General features: G+C 37.7%; 18 protein-coding genes, 1 tRNA gene and 1 pseudogene. 14 read left to right on the top strand and 6 right to left on the bottom strand.

Annotated features, from left to right (window positions below; all coding sequences use genetic code 11):
• Positions 1-3 precede the first annotated feature (3 nt).
• Complete coding sequence (locus tag AC13EX_RS13075) at positions 4-195, bottom strand: hypothetical protein (protein ID WP_048641451.1); 192 nt, start codon at positions 193-195, stop codon at positions 4-6.
• Positions 192-797 (bottom strand): methyltransferase family protein, encoded by a 606-nt coding sequence (locus AC13EX_RS13070; protein ID WP_482893016.1) that lies wholly within the window; start codon positions 795-797, stop codon positions 192-194. The genes AC13EX_RS13075 and AC13EX_RS13070 overlap by 4 nt, the downstream gene beginning before the upstream one ends.
• Positions 798-811: 14 nt before the next feature.
• Here AC13EX_RS13070 and deoC point away from each other — a divergent pair, with 14 nt between their 5' ends.
• Positions 812-1,480 carry a deoxyribose-phosphate aldolase gene (gene deoC / locus AC13EX_RS13065; RefSeq protein ID WP_048641452.1) on the top strand — a complete coding sequence of 223 codons (669 nt, stop codon included), beginning with the start codon at positions 812-814 and terminating at the stop codon, positions 1,478-1,480.
• Here the strand turns inward: deoC and AC13EX_RS13060 are convergent.
• Positions 1,443-2,645: a Na/Pi symporter gene (locus tag AC13EX_RS13060; protein ID WP_048641453.1), complete on the bottom strand. Its 1,203-nt coding sequence runs from the start codon at positions 2,643-2,645 to the stop codon at positions 1,443-1,445. The genes deoC and AC13EX_RS13060 overlap by 38 nt on opposite strands.
• 313 nt (positions 2,646-2,958) lie before the next feature.
• Here AC13EX_RS13060 and AC13EX_RS13055 point away from each other — a divergent pair, with 313 nt between their 5' ends.
• The 5 genes and pseudogenes from AC13EX_RS13055 to AC13EX_RS13035 all read left to right on the top strand — a co-directional run bounded on the left by AC13EX_RS13055 (position 2,959) and on the right by AC13EX_RS13035 (position 7,903).
• Positions 2,959-4,092 (top strand): hypothetical protein, encoded by a 1,134-nt coding sequence (locus tag AC13EX_RS13055; protein WP_048641454.1) that lies wholly within the window; start codon positions 2,959-2,961, stop codon positions 4,090-4,092.
• 7 nt (positions 4,093-4,099) lie between these two features.
• The gene (locus AC13EX_RS13050; protein WP_482893015.1) at positions 4,100-4,543 is read left to right on the top strand and encodes a nucleoside deaminase; all 444 of its coding nucleotides are present in this window, start codon (positions 4,100-4,102) and stop codon (positions 4,541-4,543) included.
• A gap of 115 nt (positions 4,544-4,658) precedes the next feature.
• Positions 4,659-5,264, top strand: a complete 606-nt coding sequence (locus AC13EX_RS13045) for a superoxide dismutase (RefSeq protein WP_048641455.1) — start codon at positions 4,659-4,661, stop codon at positions 5,262-5,264.
• A gap of 209 nt (positions 5,265-5,473) precedes the next feature.
• Positions 5,474-6,139, top strand: a pseudogene (locus AC13EX_RS13040) (carboxypeptidase-like regulatory domain-containing protein); the annotation flags it as partial.
• A gap of 180 nt (positions 6,140-6,319) precedes the next feature.
• The gene (locus tag AC13EX_RS13035) at positions 6,320-7,903 is read left to right on the top strand and encodes an outer membrane beta-barrel family protein (RefSeq protein WP_482893074.1); all 1,584 of its coding nucleotides are present in this window, start codon (positions 6,320-6,322) and stop codon (positions 7,901-7,903) included.
• 205 nt (positions 7,904-8,108) lie between these two features.
• Here the strand turns inward: AC13EX_RS13035 and AC13EX_RS13030 are convergent, their stop codons facing one another.
• The 3 genes from AC13EX_RS13030 to xerD form a co-directional block, all read right to left on the bottom strand.
• Positions 8,109-8,573, bottom strand: coding sequence for a MaoC family dehydratase (locus AC13EX_RS13030; protein ID WP_048641456.1), 465 nt, complete (start codon positions 8,571-8,573; stop codon positions 8,109-8,111).
• An 87-nt stretch (positions 8,574-8,660) separates the two neighbouring features.
• The gene (locus tag AC13EX_RS13025) at positions 8,661-9,143 is read right to left on the bottom strand and encodes a hypothetical protein (RefSeq protein ID WP_048644425.1); all 483 of its coding nucleotides are present in this window, start codon (positions 9,141-9,143) and stop codon (positions 8,661-8,663) included.
• A gap of 202 nt (positions 9,144-9,345) precedes the next feature.
• A complete protein-coding gene (xerD, locus tag AC13EX_RS13020) occupies positions 9,346-10,248 on the bottom strand; it encodes a site-specific tyrosine recombinase XerD (protein ID WP_482893014.1) in 903 nt (300 codons plus the stop codon).
• A 127-nt stretch (positions 10,249-10,375) separates the two neighbouring features.
• Between xerD and aroQ the strand changes: the two genes are divergently transcribed.
• The 8 genes from aroQ (at position 10,376) to AC13EX_RS12980 (ending at position 15,436) form a co-directional block, all read left to right on the top strand.
• Positions 10,376-10,810 (top strand): type II 3-dehydroquinate dehydratase, encoded by a 435-nt coding sequence (gene aroQ / locus AC13EX_RS13015; protein WP_048641458.1) that lies wholly within the window; start codon positions 10,376-10,378, stop codon positions 10,808-10,810.
• On the top strand, positions 10,810-11,871 hold the full coding sequence (locus AC13EX_RS13010) for an aminotransferase class V-fold PLP-dependent enzyme (RefSeq protein WP_482893013.1): 1,062 nt from the start codon (positions 10,810-10,812) through the stop codon (positions 11,869-11,871). Before aroQ ends, AC13EX_RS13010 begins: the two co-directional genes overlap by 1 nt.
• 11 nt (positions 11,872-11,882) lie before the next feature.
• A complete protein-coding gene (locus AC13EX_RS13005; protein WP_048641460.1) occupies positions 11,883-12,458 on the top strand; it encodes a MarC family protein in 576 nt (191 codons plus the stop codon).
• Positions 12,459-12,766: 308 nt separating this feature from the next.
• Positions 12,767-12,841: transfer RNA gene (locus AC13EX_RS13000), tRNA-Pro, on the top strand.
• Positions 12,842-12,856: 15 nt separating this feature from the next.
• Positions 12,857-13,087, top strand: coding sequence for an MscL family protein (locus AC13EX_RS12995; protein WP_482893012.1), 231 nt, complete (start codon positions 12,857-12,859; stop codon positions 13,085-13,087).
• 138 nt (positions 13,088-13,225) lie between these two features.
• Positions 13,226-13,606 carry an MscL family protein gene (locus AC13EX_RS12990; RefSeq protein WP_482893011.1) on the top strand — a complete coding sequence of 127 codons (381 nt, stop codon included), beginning with the start codon at positions 13,226-13,228 and terminating at the stop codon, positions 13,604-13,606.
• A gap of 242 nt (positions 13,607-13,848) precedes the next feature.
• Complete coding sequence (locus AC13EX_RS12985; protein ID WP_048641461.1) at positions 13,849-14,379, top strand: PRC-barrel domain-containing protein; 531 nt, start codon at positions 13,849-13,851, stop codon at positions 14,377-14,379.
• Positions 14,380-14,890: 511 nt separating this feature from the next.
• Entirely contained in the window at positions 14,891-15,436 is a 546-nt protein-coding gene (locus AC13EX_RS12980) for a carboxymuconolactone decarboxylase family protein (protein WP_482893010.1), read from the top strand.
• Positions 15,437-15,482: the final 46 nt, after the last annotated feature.

The following is a 15,482-nucleotide window of genomic DNA, read 5'->3' as shown; positions in this document are numbered from 1 at the left end:
GGCTTATTTACTTGTCCGTTTTTTAAATAAAAACCAATAGCCGATAGGAAAAATCAGTGCTTTCAAGCGCCATTGATTTTTTTCCTGAAAAGACAGTTCCTTATTTTTACTAATCGCTCTATAAAACAAACTGGCCAAAACCAAATGACCCAAGACAAAGAACAACAATATACTATAGAAGATCAGCTCATTCATTTTTTTAAGCGAGGGATTAGAGGTGGAACATTTTTTTGATAGTTGGCATAGGCTTCACCATAGATTAAAAGTAGTTTTTTCTCCTCAAAATAAATACCAAAAGGCAAATAGAACAGCAAAGCCAATAAATGAATCAAAGAAGATAGATTAGGGACATAAAAGAAAAAACCTAGAAAAATCAATATCAGACCGGCATACAAAGGGTGCCGCATCTGTTTGTACCAGCCCTCCATAATCAAATCCTCCTTTTCAATCAGATCATCATGAGGATACAGGCCAATAAATCTTCCCTTAGAAATCCCTTTCATGCTTTTGACCATTACAATGGTACCGAAAGTAGCCAGCATAAAGCCCAAATAAGTACTGCCCTCGGCGGGATTAAATAGCCAATAGGGAGAAATGATGCCCGCAAAAACAAATAGACCCAATAAAAACAGGGTCGCATACAAACTATAGATCAGCCTGTACCATTTGTAACTGTCTTTCATCCATAGCTTGAATTTTCTTTTTATATTGAGACTTGCCAGAAAGGTATGGCTCGCATAAAACACAATCCATCCAAAAGCTAAAATGATATATTCCATAAAGTTTCGAATATCCATATTTTGATTGACTAATGAAAAATTTAAACCGATATATTGAACATACCGCCTTGCAGCCCACCGTAGATGAGCGTGCAATTGACAAGCTCTTGGCACAGGCTAAGAAATATTCCTTTAGAGGAGTTTGTGTGCCCCCTTTCTGGGTAAAAAAAGCAAACAGGGCTCTATTAGAACTTGACATCCAAGTAGTGACAGTGGTGGGTTTTCCACTAGGCTATTCCATGACCCAAACAAAAGTCTTTGAAACCAAACAAGCCATTGCAGATGGAGCAGACGAACTGGACGTTGTTTGGTCTATTTCAGCATTTAAATCCGGAATGAATTGGCCAAAAATAGAATTGGCCCAACTTGCGAATGTATGTCATGATTCGGAGAAGTTGTTAAAAGTGATCATAGAAACGGCTTATTTAAACGAAGACGAATTAACACTGGCATGTGATAATTGCAGAGATGCTGGTGTAGATTTTGTGAAAACATCTACTGGATTTGCTGGAGAAGGAGCCCAGACAGCTACGATAAAGCGCATGCGGGAGCTATTACCAAGTCAGGTAGGAATCAAAGCCAGCGGAGGGATTAAAACTTTGGAGCAAGCAATGGCAATGATCAATGCTGGTGCTGACCGAATAGGCAGCAGTAGTGGTCACCTTATAATGGAAGCCTGGATGGACAAAAATCCTCAATAAAAACGACTTCTTCCCTTTTTTCTATTGTTCCTTGTAGTGGTTTCTGTTCCACTTCCGACTGATTAAAATAGATCAGGAAGAATGGAATCACAAAAAAGGTCAATAAGATATAGGCAAAACCAATTGTTTTATTTTTTGCGGTTTTCCTTCCAAAACTTTTGGCAAGTCGCACAGGGTATTCTCTCAATTTAGGAAAAGGAAGAAAGATTAAGCTACCGATCAAATTAAACAGAACATGGACAATGGCCACACTAATGGCCGCTTCCGTCTTGTACAAAGCTGCAATTACAGCAGTAATGGTTGTCCCTAGGTTTGCGCCCATTATAAACGGGAATACTTTTCGAAGAGCTACTTTACCTGTTGCCACTGCTGTCACCATTAAGGAGGTGGTCACAGTACTGGATTGTACTGCTGCCGTAAAGAAAACCCCATAAACGAAAGAGCGATAGGGGAAATTGAAAATGTGTTTCCTTATCTTTTTAAAATTCGGCGTGATCAGGGATTTGTAAGCAAGGGAAGAAAGAATTTTTATAGAACCTATCATGAGAAGAATCCCTACTGCCAATGCAACCAAAGGCCAGCTCAAAAAAGCATACAATTCATTACTAAGTGACCTTAAGAAAAAACCATTAAAACCTACCAAGCCAAGGTCTACGGGTTTTTCCCAAATAAACCAATGGGTAAGCCAGGCCGAAAGGTGACTTAAAATTCCAAAATAAACTTCTAAGGGAAGCAGAACAAAAACGGTAATGATATTGAAAATATCATGAAGCACACCGGCAGAAAGTGCTTTTCTAAAGGTTTTCTTTTTCAAGATATAGCCAAAAGCTACAAGGGTACTGGTCAAGGTAGTGCCAATATTTGCTCCCATTATAACTGGGACGGCTTGTGCAAGGCTCAGATTTCCTGAAGCCACCAATACCACCACCATCGCTGAAATGGTAGAGCTGGATTGAATCAATGCGGTAGTAAGTAAACCAATAAAAAGTCCTACAAAAGGATTGCTGGTTGCGGTAAACAATGCGTTGGCCGCCTCATTGTTTAGCTTTGTTAAAGAAACAGTCAAAAAATCAATAGAAAACATAAAAATCAATAGCCCTATCACTATAGTAACTATCAAAATCGAGTTTTTTATGTAGGCATTACCTTCAGGTATTTTGGTCATCCAATCGAGGCTGTAGTTTATCCAGAGAATATATATGCAAAATACGGGTAGACTTAAGAGAATTACACGCTTTTTAAGTAAAACTTATGTTAATATTGAAAAACAACAACTGGCTCATAAAGAATTGATTAAAATCACCCTTTTAGACGAATAGGAACTAAAATATTTATATTTTTGAAAAAGAAGCAACATTGAAATAATTTTATAGGGTCTGACTTTACTTTAATTTAATCAGGGACTTAACAATTTGGTAACATTATCCTTAAATTTTCTTAGTTAATTTGCACCCGTATTTCAAAGCCAAAATCTACTCATGGCCAAACTAAAAGATCAAAACATTAACCAGGACGCATTATCTAAAGCGGCCTATTCACTTTTTGATTTCACAAAAAAGGAAAAACCCTTTCTCCTGATAATCTGTATTTTGATTACAATTGCAGGAATCGTGACGCCTTACACCTATGCCGCAATGTGGTTTGGCTTTGCCTTGGCTGCTTATTCAGCAATTGCCAATGATAGTATCCAGACTATAGGTACCTTTATCGCATCCAACCAAAAACAAAAGTGGTATTACCTCTGGCTGTTTATGGGTTTGATTTTCGTCGGCACAGTAACCTTTAGCTGGTTCTATTACGATGGTGATGTAAGTTATCAGCGTTTGCGTGTAGATGGACTGGACCAAGCACCGGAAAGCTTTGTATTTCTTCAAATAGCTGCTCCAATTGTATTATTGGTAATGACTCGTTTGAGGATGCCAGTTTCTACCACCTTTCTCCTGCTTAATGTGTTTACCTACAAGGCAGGAACAATCATAGGAGTAATGCAAAAAAGTTTTATTGGCTATTTTGTCGCTTTTATCTTGGCGATTATTGTCTGGTATGTTTTAGAAAAATTTGTAACCAATTACCTAAAAGGGAAACCTGGAAAATATTGGTATGTGCTTCAATGGGTTACATCAGGTTGCCTTTGGGCCGTTTGGATCATGCAGGATGCCGCCAATATTGCGGTCTTTCTTCCAAGGGAATTGAATGTTTGGGAATTTTCCACCTATACAGGCTTTGTATTTTTAGGCCTAGGGGTTCTTTTCTATTCGAAAGGGGACAAAATACAAGGGATCGTTAATGAGAAAACCAGAGTTACAGACGTCAGGGCGGCAACAATTGTGGATCTGGTGTATGCTGTAATTCTATTTTACTTCAAAGCCTACAGCCAAATGCCAATGAGTACCACTTGGGTATTTATAGGACTACTTGGAGGTAGAGAGCTTTCCATTGCATTGGCAAAATCAAAAAAGCTAAAAAAGAGAAAAGCAAGATTGGTAAGGGCCTACCGTATGGCCTCCAATGACCTCATTAAAGCAGGTATAGGCTTACTCGTATCACTTGTCTTGGCTTTGATTATCAATGAAGGGGTAAGGAAAGAAGTAATTGGCCTCATCTTTAAATAAGAACCTATTGGAATTGTTTTCGGACGAATATTGGATGAATGAAGCCCTAAAGCAAGCAAAAATAGCTGCTGAGGAGGGAGAAATACCAGTAGGGGCAGTAATTGTAGTTAAAAATAGAATCATTGCCAAAGCTTACAACCAAACTGAAAAACTTACTGATGTCATTGCACATGCAGAGATATTGGCCATAACTGCAGCGGCCAATGCGCTAGGTTCCAAATACCTCCCTGAATGCAAATTGTACGTGACCCTAGAACCTTGCATTATGTGTGCTGGAGCATCGTACTGGGCACAACTCGGTGAATTGCATTATGGGGCCTCGGATCCAAGGCGTGGTTTTTCCAAGACGGACATCTCCATCATTCACCCTAAAACTAAATTGCATAGCGGCCTTTTACAGGAGGAATCAAAGAATTTATTACAAACATTTTTTAAAAATCTAAGAAATTAGAGATTCAAAGGAATAAAAGAACCTTTTTTTATGTTTGATGGTTTATACATTAGGTTTTTAATAGGAACCTACAACCATCAACTAATCTAAATGTTTAACCTAAAAAAGAAAAAAAATGGCTTTTGAACTTCCCAGCTTACCTTATGAAAAAAATGCATTGGAACCGAGTATTGATGCAAAAACTATGGAAATCCACCATGGCAAACATCATAACGCCTATGTAACTAAATTAAACGATGCTATAAAAGGCACTGAGTTTGAATCAAAAAGCTTAGAAGATTTAATGAAGAATGTGTCCTCTGCACCTGCTGGTGTAAGAAATAATGGAGGTGGACATTTTAACCACTCTCTTTTCTGGACCATTCTTTCTCCTAATGGTGGTGGACAACCTAGCGGTGATCTAGCTGCTGCCATTGATAAAAAGTTTGGCTCTTTTGACAAATTTAAAGAAGAATTCGCAAACGCTGCAGCTACCAGATTTGGTTCTGGATGGGCTTGGTTAAGCGTAAGCAATGGTGAATTGGTAGTTAGCTCTACACCTAATCAGGACAATCCAGTAATGGATGTTGCTGAAACCAAAGGTACACCAATTTTAGGTTTGGATGTATGGGAACATGCATACTATTTAAACTACCAAAACAGAAGACCAGATTATATTGCTGCTTTCTGGAATGTTGTTAACTGGGATGAAGTAGCTAAAAGATTTGCTGCTGCCAAATAATTAAGCGCAACCATAATATAAAAAGCCTCCTTTGTAAAGCATAGGAGGCTTTTTTGTGTCCATTTTGAACACAAATAGTGTTCACTTTCGATACAGTTCAAAATAGAGCTGTTTTTACAAATATCTTATTATCAGATGATTACGATTATTTTTTAGCTTTGGCATCTTTTTCCCTTTGGATTGACCTGAACAATTCAATAGTTAAAATCATGTATTTCTCAAAGTTAATTTTTACCACTTCATTTTTCTTTTTACTTGGCCTAAGCCATCTCGCAGCCCAAGACGCTCAGGTAAATATAAGTGGAGCTGTAATCGACCACGAAGACAATCCATTGCCTTTTGCCAATGTAGTCTTGATTGATCTCCAGTCTCAGGATTTAATTACTGGAACAATTACAGATGAGGAGGGAAACTTTTTACTTCACCCCAATAGCAGCAAAGAGCTTCAACTCAAGGTTTCTTCTATTGGGCACGAATCTTTTGTCAGTAAGGGTTTTTACACTGGAACTTCAGATAGGAATTTCGGCCAAATAAAATTAAATGCGGAGTTAGGTGCATTAGATGCAGTAGAAGTTAGAGCAGCAAGACCTGATGTGCTTATCCAGGCTGACAAAACAGTAGTAAACATAGAAGGCACCGTAATGGCCGAAGGCAATAATGCTTTGGACGTAGTAGGAAGATCTCCTGGCGTATATGTGGATACCGATGGCAATATTAACTTGAATGGCAAATCCGGAGTGGTTGTCCTATTAGATGACAGGCAAACCTATATGTCTGCCGAAGACTTGGCAAATTTCCTAAGGGCCATGCCTGCAGACAATATAAAAAGCATAGAAGTAATCAATAATCCTCCTGCTAAATACGATGCAGAAGGAGCTGCTGGAGTGATCAACCTGGTATTAAAAAAGAATACTTACAATGGTATCAATGGAAACGTCCATGTGGGCAACCAATACAATGGTGCCAACCTGCCCTCTATCGGTGGAACAGTGAATTTTAAAAGAAATAAATGGACTTCAAATGCCAGTTTAAATTACAACCATTGGGGCAGGTTAATGGAGTTAGATCTCCTCAGAAGGTTCCAACTGGAAAATGGTCTTTCAGAGTTTGATCAAAGAGCAAAAATGAAAATGCTCAACAAAAATTTATTTTTCTCTGGTGGAACAGACTATCAGATCAATGAAAAACATAGCGTAGGGATCAATATACAGGCTTCCACACAAAATGGTGATGAAAAGGGGAATTCCTTCACCACCATTACTAATCCTGAAAATGATGCAATCAATTATATTAACGCGCTAAATACCACCGATTTTGATAATGCTCGATTATTTGGAAACCTTCATTATACAGGAAAACTTGATACCCTCGGCACCAAGATTTCTGCAGATTTCGATTATTCCAATATGGATGCAAGTAGCCTGATTTTATTGGACAATAGCTATTGGGAAAATGAAGAAAGAGAAGAGGCAAGGCTAAACAAACTGCGAACTGGCAATGCCATGGTTTATTCCATCTATACTGTCAAAACAGACTTTACAAAACCAATAGGAGAAAACAAAACCCTGGAATTAGGTCTTAAAGGAAGTTGGGTAAAATCAGATAACCTTTTGGAAATTGATAAAAGTGAAGAAGAAGGTCCCTTTGTACCTGATGGTAATAGCAATCATTTTATCTATAAAGAGAAAGTGATGGCAGCCTACGCATCTTTCAAAGGCCCGCTTGGCAAAAAGCTTGAGTACCAAACAGGCTTAAGAGCAGAGTATGCAGACATTGAGGGCAATTCCATAACTTCCAATCAGGTAAATACGCAACAGTACATCAATTTTTTCCCAAGTGTATACTTGCAGCACAAATTGAACGACAATTACCAAATTGTATACAATGTCAATAGAAGAATTACCCGACCACATTATCGTCAACTCAACCCTTTTGTCTTCTATATAGATCCATTGACAACAGAGGAAGGAAATCCTAACCTTAAGCCACAGTATGCGAATAATTTTGAAATGAACCACATCTATAAAGGTTCTTACCAAATTGCCTTGACTTATTCCCAAACAGAAAATGCTTTCGGGCAGATTCTGACCCAGGATGAAGACAGTAGAACCACCCTGATCCAAATGCGAAACCTTGACCGTACCCAGAATTTAGGGCTAAGAGCAACCATACCTGTAGCCTTTGCTGACTGGTACAACACAAGCAATATGTTGCAATTCAATGGCAATTCTTTCCAATCTCAAATAGGTGAAGACTTACTAGATGTGAAGCAGTTTTCATACATGTTTCGTAGCCAGCACAATATTATTTTACCCAAAGGTTTCAAAGTAGAATTGGTAGGGATATATAGAAGCCCTTTCCAAGATGGCCAGATAAAAATAAATGGGATGAGCTGGTTAGATGCCGGGATAACAAAAACCTTTAAGGATGAAAAATTAAGCCTAACAATAAACGGTTCCGATATATTTAGGACAATGAAAGTTAGAGGAGGTATCGATTTTTACAATATCAATACGGATGTCCGACAATATGGTAGCATGCAAAGTGTTCGTTTTACCCTCCGCTGGAAGTTTTCCCAAGGAGAGAAATTTAGTGTATCCCAACGAAGCGGAAGCACGGAAGAAAGAAATAGACTTTAATAAGTAAAGATTAGGTTTTTTATAATGGAAAAGACAGCGTCCTATGGGCGTTGTTTTTATTTTTAACCTAGCCAATTGTTTGGTTTCTCAACTATTAATACTATTTCAACGGCACAAAATCTAGCTGTTGATTAAAATCACAAAGTATAATTCTTAATATAAATAAGCGGGTTTGATCTAGTTATAAAATAAATAAGGGAAAAATTTACTGGAAGTGATAAAGGAAAATCAATTGAGCGGCAAGAGCAGGTTTTCTTTCTCCTTTGATCTCAATCTTTACTTTCATTTCTGTCTTTATGGTTCCTCTTAGGTCACTGATATTTGCAAGAGTGGCATGCATCCGAATTTCATCGTTTACTTTAACAGGGTTGGCAAATCGAAGATTTTCTATACCATAATTGACCATCATCTTGAGGTTATTGACCTCTACTATCTGATTCCAAAGAAAAGGGACCAATGAAAGCGTCAGGTAGCCATGTGCTATGGTTCCACCAAATGCACCTTCAGCCTTTGCTTTTTCAGGATCAGTATGAATCCATTGGTGATCAATGGTGGCATCGGCAAAAAGATTGATTTGGTCTTGTGTTACTTTATGGTACTCAGAAACTCCCAATTCTTTTCCTATGTAATCTTGGAAGTCTTCAAAGCTATTAATAATAAGTTTACTCATAATCGTTTTAGGTTTTAAAAAATGAAATTATCAAAACCCCGCGGATAATAAAACAAAAATTAAAGAAAACCGTAATAGTTCAATTTTTTAATTTACCTGATTCCTTCGTTTTCGGGAGTACATAAAACCCAATACCAGGCTGCTAATAAAGAAAATAAGAGTGGTCCATTCATAGGTACGTTTCTCCTTTATGCCTTCCTCTATTTTCTCATCTTTTAATTTCAAGGCTCTCTTGAGCTTTACAATGTCTTCTTCCGCTTTTTGAGCAATGAATTTATAATCCTCCTTTTCATGGCCAATTTCAGTGGTCTCTATATCCTTCAATAACTCCAATTCACCAATTATCTGGTTGTCCTTTTGCAGTATACGCACCATCCATTCATTGGTAACCGTCATGTCTTTTTTGGTTCTATTGCCAAAAATCCCTGACTTTTTCCCCTCAGATTCCTGCCACTCCTGATGAAGTCGCTCTCTTTCACCGATCAATTTCTTGAGCCTTTCCTGAGCATTGACCTCCATAGGCAAGGTCATCAGCCAAAATATCATTCCTAAAAAATAAGTGGTCTTCATTGTTTTACCTGAAATCATTGTCAATATTTTTTACCAATTCCTTCAATTCAAAAAACATGCCTAAGGCAATCTCTAGGCTTTCACTTTACCATTAAGTCAATATTTGATCTTCATTTTACAATAATTTTTCAAAAGAAAACCATGGAAAGGCATCCTTTCTATAACAGCAAATAACGGTTAACAACAGGATAAAAGGCTAAAATCAAGCTTTTCCCGGAAGAAACTCGTTCAATACCTGTCTCAAATAGTCCCTGTCAAGGTGAGTATAAATTTCTGTGGTAGTGATACTTTCATGGCCGAGCATTTCCTGCACAGCCCTCAAATCCGCCCCACCCTCCACAAGATGGGTAGCAAAGCTGTGTCTAAAAGTATGTGGACTTACCTTTTTTCCAAGACCTGCTTTTTCAACAGCTTTCTTAATAATTAAAAAGACCATCACCCGGGATAGTTTTTTTCCTCTCCTGTTAAGAAACACATAATCTTCGTGCCCTGCAGCTATCACCTGATGCGCCCTAACTTCCTTTAGGTAGATGGCCAAGTATTTGGCAGCGGATTTACCTATGGGTACCAGGCGTTCTTTATTTCCTTTTCCCAAAATTCTTAAAAACCCTATGTCTTCGTAATAATGACTAATTTTTAGATTGGTCAATTCTGAGACCCTTAGCCCACTGCTATAAAGCATTTCCAATATGGCTCTGTTTCTATGTCCTTCCGGCTCTCCCAAAGGGATCGCTTCAAACAATTGCTCTATTTCAGAATAACTTAAAGTATCGGGTAAGGTACGGGTCAGCTTAGGCGCTTCAAGCAAGACGGAAGGGTTTTCCCTTATCTTATCTTCATACATCATGAACTTAAAAAATGCCTTGATGCCGGAAATTATTCTCGCTTGAGAAAACTCCGAAATGGACAATTCTGCCAATACTTTGATAAATTGCCGAAGGTGATACAACTGCACTTCCTTGGGTGAGATTTCCGGAAAATTTTTCTCCATAAAATCCGCTAGCTTATGAATATCCTGACCATAAGCCAAAATAGAGTTTTCGCTTAGTGAGCGTTCAATTTTAAGGTAATACCCAAATGCTTTTGTTTCTTTATCCCAAGACATTTAGTAAAATTAACTCAATACAGTTATTAAATAATAGTTTTCTTAAAAACATATGGATAAGCATTTAAGTTGTTTTCCGAATGCTTAACTTTGGACCTGTTTAGTAGTCAATTAAATCCACCTAACATTGAAAATCACGATTATAAACGGCCCCAATCTAAATTTATTAGGTAAGCGCGAGCCGGAGATTTACGGCAGCCGTTCATTTGAAGATTATTTTGAAACCTTGGTTCAGAAGTATCCAGAGCTGGAATTGAACTATTACCAAAGTAATGTAGAAGGTGAGTTGGTTAACAAGCTCCATGAGGTAGGTTTTGAACATGATGCCATCCTTATGAATGCCGGAGCATACACCCATACTTCTGTTGCCTTATCAGATGCCATTGCTGGAATCAATACCCCTGTTTTGGAAATACATATTTCAAATATTTACAAAAGAGAAACTTTCCGACACAAAAGCATCATTTCCAAGGAATGTGTAGGGATGATTGCAGGTCTTGGATTAAAAGGCTACGAGCTTGGATTGAACTATTTTATCGACAATAAGAAAGAAAACGCATAATGGCATTACTCACTTTTGCTCCAGGCCCATCTAAGGTATACGACAAATTACCGGACTATTTTCAAGAAGCCTTTCAACAAGGAATCTTAAGCGCCAATCACCGCAGTGCGGTTTTCATGGACCTGTACAAAGATACCGAAAGGTTGTTCAAGGAAAAGTTGGGTGTTCCAGCTGATTACAAATTGCTTTTCACTTCCTCAGCTACAGAAAACTGGGAAATCATTACGCAATCATTGGTTTTAAAGTCTTCCTATCATATTTATTCCGGCTCATTTGGCAAAAAATGGTTCGGCTTTGCTCAGCATATCAACCCTGGCACTGCTGCGCTTGTAGTGGACAAAAACAAAGAAATTGCGGTCAATAAACTGGAAATTGGGTCTGATTTTGATATCATCGCCATCACACAAAATGAAACGGCCAATGCCACTCAGGTTACCAATGAAACCATTGCCGCAATAGGTGAAAAGTATCCTGACAAAATGTTGGCCATAGACACCACATCGTCTATGGCTGGGATCTACCTTGATTTCAGCCTGGCTGACATCTGGTATGCTTCAGTACAAAAATGCTTTGGTCTGCCTGCAGGTTTGGGTGTATTGATACTCTCTCCAAAGGCCGTAGAAAGGGCCAAGGAAAAAGGGGAAACTGGAAGATACAACAGCCTTAATTTCATGTTGGAAAATGCGGCCAACAACCAAACACATTATACGCCAAATGTTCTCGGTATTTTTCTGTTGAATCGGGTATTAACCGATATGCCAAACATCAAGGATATTCATAAAAAAACAGAAGAGCGAATGAGGGCATTGGAAAGTATCGTTGAAAATTCCAAAGCTTTAGATTTCCTTGTAAGCAATGCAGCTACAAGAAGTAGAACCGTACTGGGGGTAGGAGGAGAAGAAAGCTTCATTAAACGCATAAAAACAGACGCTGAAGCCAATGGAATGCAAATGGGCAGTGGATATGGTCCATTAAAACCAACTAGCTTCAGAATTGCTAATTTCCCCGCATTGAATGAGCAGGAGTTTGAACAATTAATTACTTTTCTCAAGGCTTATTAAATTATAATAGTTTGTTTAACCTGAAGGAAATATTATCCGTTACTTTGATTTTGTTTTCTGTGATTGATATTCTAGGATCTATACCCATAGTGATCAATCTTAGAAAAAAGGTAGGCCATATCCAAAGTGGTAAGGCCACAATAGTAGCAGGAGTTTTGATGGTAACTTTCCTTCTTGTCGGAAAATCTATTCTGAGCCTTTTTGGAATAGATGTAGAAGACTTTGCCATCGCCGGTGCCTTGATCATCTTTGCCATAGGGGCAGAGATGATCCTTGGCATAGAAATATTTAAAACCGACCCTGAAGCAAGCTCTACCAGCACGTCTATAGTACCCATAGCCTTTCCATTAATAGCAGGTGCCGGCACCCTCACCACCATCTTAACACTTAAGGCTGAATATGGGCAGGCAAATATTGCCATAGGAATTGTCTTAAACCTGATCATCATTTATGTGGTTTTGAAAAGCACCCATTTTCTAGAGCAAAAACTAGGGAAGACAGGCTTAGATATTTTACGGAGAATATTTGGAATCATTCTGCTTTCAATTGCCATTAAGATATTCAAGACAAATCTTTTTCCCGCTTAGAATTTAGCTCGATCTGGGCAATAGCTAATTTATTAACTGCTTAAATCGCTTCAAAAATCATCGGCTTCCTTGCTGTTTGCGATTTTTCAAAACGGACAAATAGGCTCAACCGATCAATATTTTACAAATAAATCCAAACTGCCTGATTTTCTTGTGATTGCAACACAAATAAAGGATTCTAATGGTTATTTAAGGTTTAAACACAGATTAAGCAGAAAAATAAATTGAAAAAATATTTAAAATAATTGCCAAACCTTTTTGATTTACTCAAATTTTATTTACTTTTGTCCTCCCAATAAGGGAATAAACGGGGTGTAGCGTAGCCCGGTCATCGCGCCTCGTTTGGGACGAGGAGGTCGCAAGTTCGAATCTTGCCACCCCGACAAAGCCAGTTCATTGTGAACTGGCTTTTGTTTTTTCCAGCCATTTTTATTGAAAATCTCCTGTACCTTCCGGTATTTGCCGTGAAGGGAAATATGATTGACATCGCAATAGGTGTAATCATAGGTGCGGCTTTCAACAAAGTAGTAGACGTTTTGGTAAACCCGAAATATGCAATAAACAATCTATTACGTGCTGAAATCGCTTCAAAATCAGCCACTTCATTGCTGTTTTCAATTCCACTATAGCGGCGCTATGCTAAAATATCCAAACAGCCTGATTTTCTTGCGATTGCAACACTTCCCGTAAACACGGGACAGGCTTCACCCCTGACCATTGTCAGGGCGGAGAAATCCTATTACATAATCCGGGGTAAAAGAATTTTTTTGCAACCCCTATCATTTTTGACCAATGGAATAAATTGGGAAAACAAAAAATTAATTTTGAGGCAGGAGTTAATCTCAGGTGGAGTTAATGCGACAGAAGAATTCGCAATTGGTTACGGTAAATTACTGGAAGCAAGTGTGGTTTTTTTGATAATTGGATTCACCATCTTTTTTATTGTAAAATTGATGAACTCCATCAAGAAGAAAGCCGAAGACCCAAAAAACAATACCATAACTACACCTAAAAATATTGAGTTGCTAAACAGAATGACAGTATTGATGGAGAGAAAAGTAGAACTTTGGAAGAGAGAAGCGATAAGAATCCTGAGAAAAATTGCTAGGAAAATAATAATAGCCGAAACGTATTTCTACAGCTATTAAACAAAAATTCCCTTCGGGATAAATGCTATGCTGGGAATTTTGAAAATTTTTTTATAAAAAATTTTAGCAAAGAAAATAACTGATTAAAATAAAAATTTAACTGATTAAATATTTACTATATATCATCTATTGGTAAATAAAATAATTATATATGGAATTAATAGTATTTTATATTTACAGTGGTTTTGGCATAAAACTTGAGAATATCATGTAAATGAATTTCTCATTAACCAACTATTACAATGAAAAATGCAAATGATTTTCAGTTGAGAGGAACGGATTTAATTTCACGTAAAGTAAAAACCGCAAGAGATGAGTCTGTAGGTTCCATAAAAGACATTGTTCTTAACACCAGCACTTCACAAGTTGATTATGTAGTTTTGAAGGTGGACGAAGGATTTTTGAACCTTGGTTCAAAGCTTTTAGCCCTACCTTTCGAATCTTTTGGCTTCAAACCTTCCTATGATGATGCTATATTTGTGAGAGAGACCAAAGAAACATTGGAAAATGCTCCGGGATTTGATAGTGACAATTGGCCAATTGGACCACAAGGAGAGTTTCTTCATACCATGCGTACCTATTATAGCCAAGAAGACCGTAGTTTAAACGGACGATATGACTTTGAAAACAGAACCTTCTTTCGTCATCAAGACACTTTAGATGTAAGTGCAGATAGGATCAAAGATAAAAATTCCGGTAGTGGATTTCTAGAAAAAGACCGAAGGGGTGATAGACCTTCTCAGGCCAATAGAGGAGGAGACCCCATTATATAAAATCCCATCTAAGTAAAGTTATTAAGAGCTGATCCATATTATGGGTTAGCTCTTATTTTTTAAATACAGGATTGACCATAACGCTTCATTAATTGACAACAACAAGCCCCTTATCTTCAAATTGATTGCTAAAGGCGTTTTGCAATAACATAGTTTACTCTTCCAAAGAAAATGGCTACCTGAGTATTTTTTTCTCCTCTCAAGGTTTCTCTTCCGGAAATACATCACAAAGGCTATAATAAGAGTTGATCATTCCAATGTTTAACCCGAAATATGCAATAGACAATCTATTACGTGCTGAAATCGCTTCAAACAGCCTGATTGTCTTGCGATTGCAGCACTCATCACGAATCCTATTACATAATCCGGGTTTAAGGCCTTCCAAATACCTTTTTATTAATATGGGAAAAATTGCCAAGCAGCAAGGCAATTTGACCTAACCATTAGGGCTGTAAATGCTGAATCTTTGTATTGTTATTAATCAACAAACAAAACTTAAAAACATTTTATTATGACAACTACAGCATCAGCATTTAACGTACCAACAAAATCTGAAGTATCTGAAAGCAACCAGGCTATTTTTGATCAACTGGAAAAACAAATTGGCTTTGTCCCAAATCTTTACGCTTTTTATGCTAAAAATGAAACAGCATTAGCGGATTACCTTGCCCTACAAAGTAGAAAAACTACACTAAAAGCCAAAGAGAAAGAAGTGGTTAATCTGGTTACGAGTCAAATCAATGGTTGCAGATACTGCCAGTCAGCCCATACTGCGCTAGGTAAAATGAATGGATTTACCGACGAGCAAATTATTGAAATTCGAGGTGGATCAGCCAGTTTTGATGAAAAGCTTGATGCCTTGACAAAATTTACTGCAGCAACGGTAAGTAACCATGGTAAAGTAGAAGAAAGTGTCAAAGAAGCCTTTTTTGCCGCAGGATACAATGTAGCAAACTTGATAGATGTGGTCATACTTATCGGTGACAAAATCATGAGCAACTACCTTCATAACCTTACAGGTTTTGAAATTGATTTCCCATTGGCTCCAGAATTATAAGGTTTAACAAGGGTTTTGCAATAGGTATTCCTTTCGAATATTGTTG

The sequence above is a fragment of the Cyclobacterium sp. L-R genome (assembly GCF_056859355.1).
The sequence above is the reverse complement of the archived record's forward strand: the minus strand, read 5'-3'. Positions and strand labels throughout refer to the sequence as shown.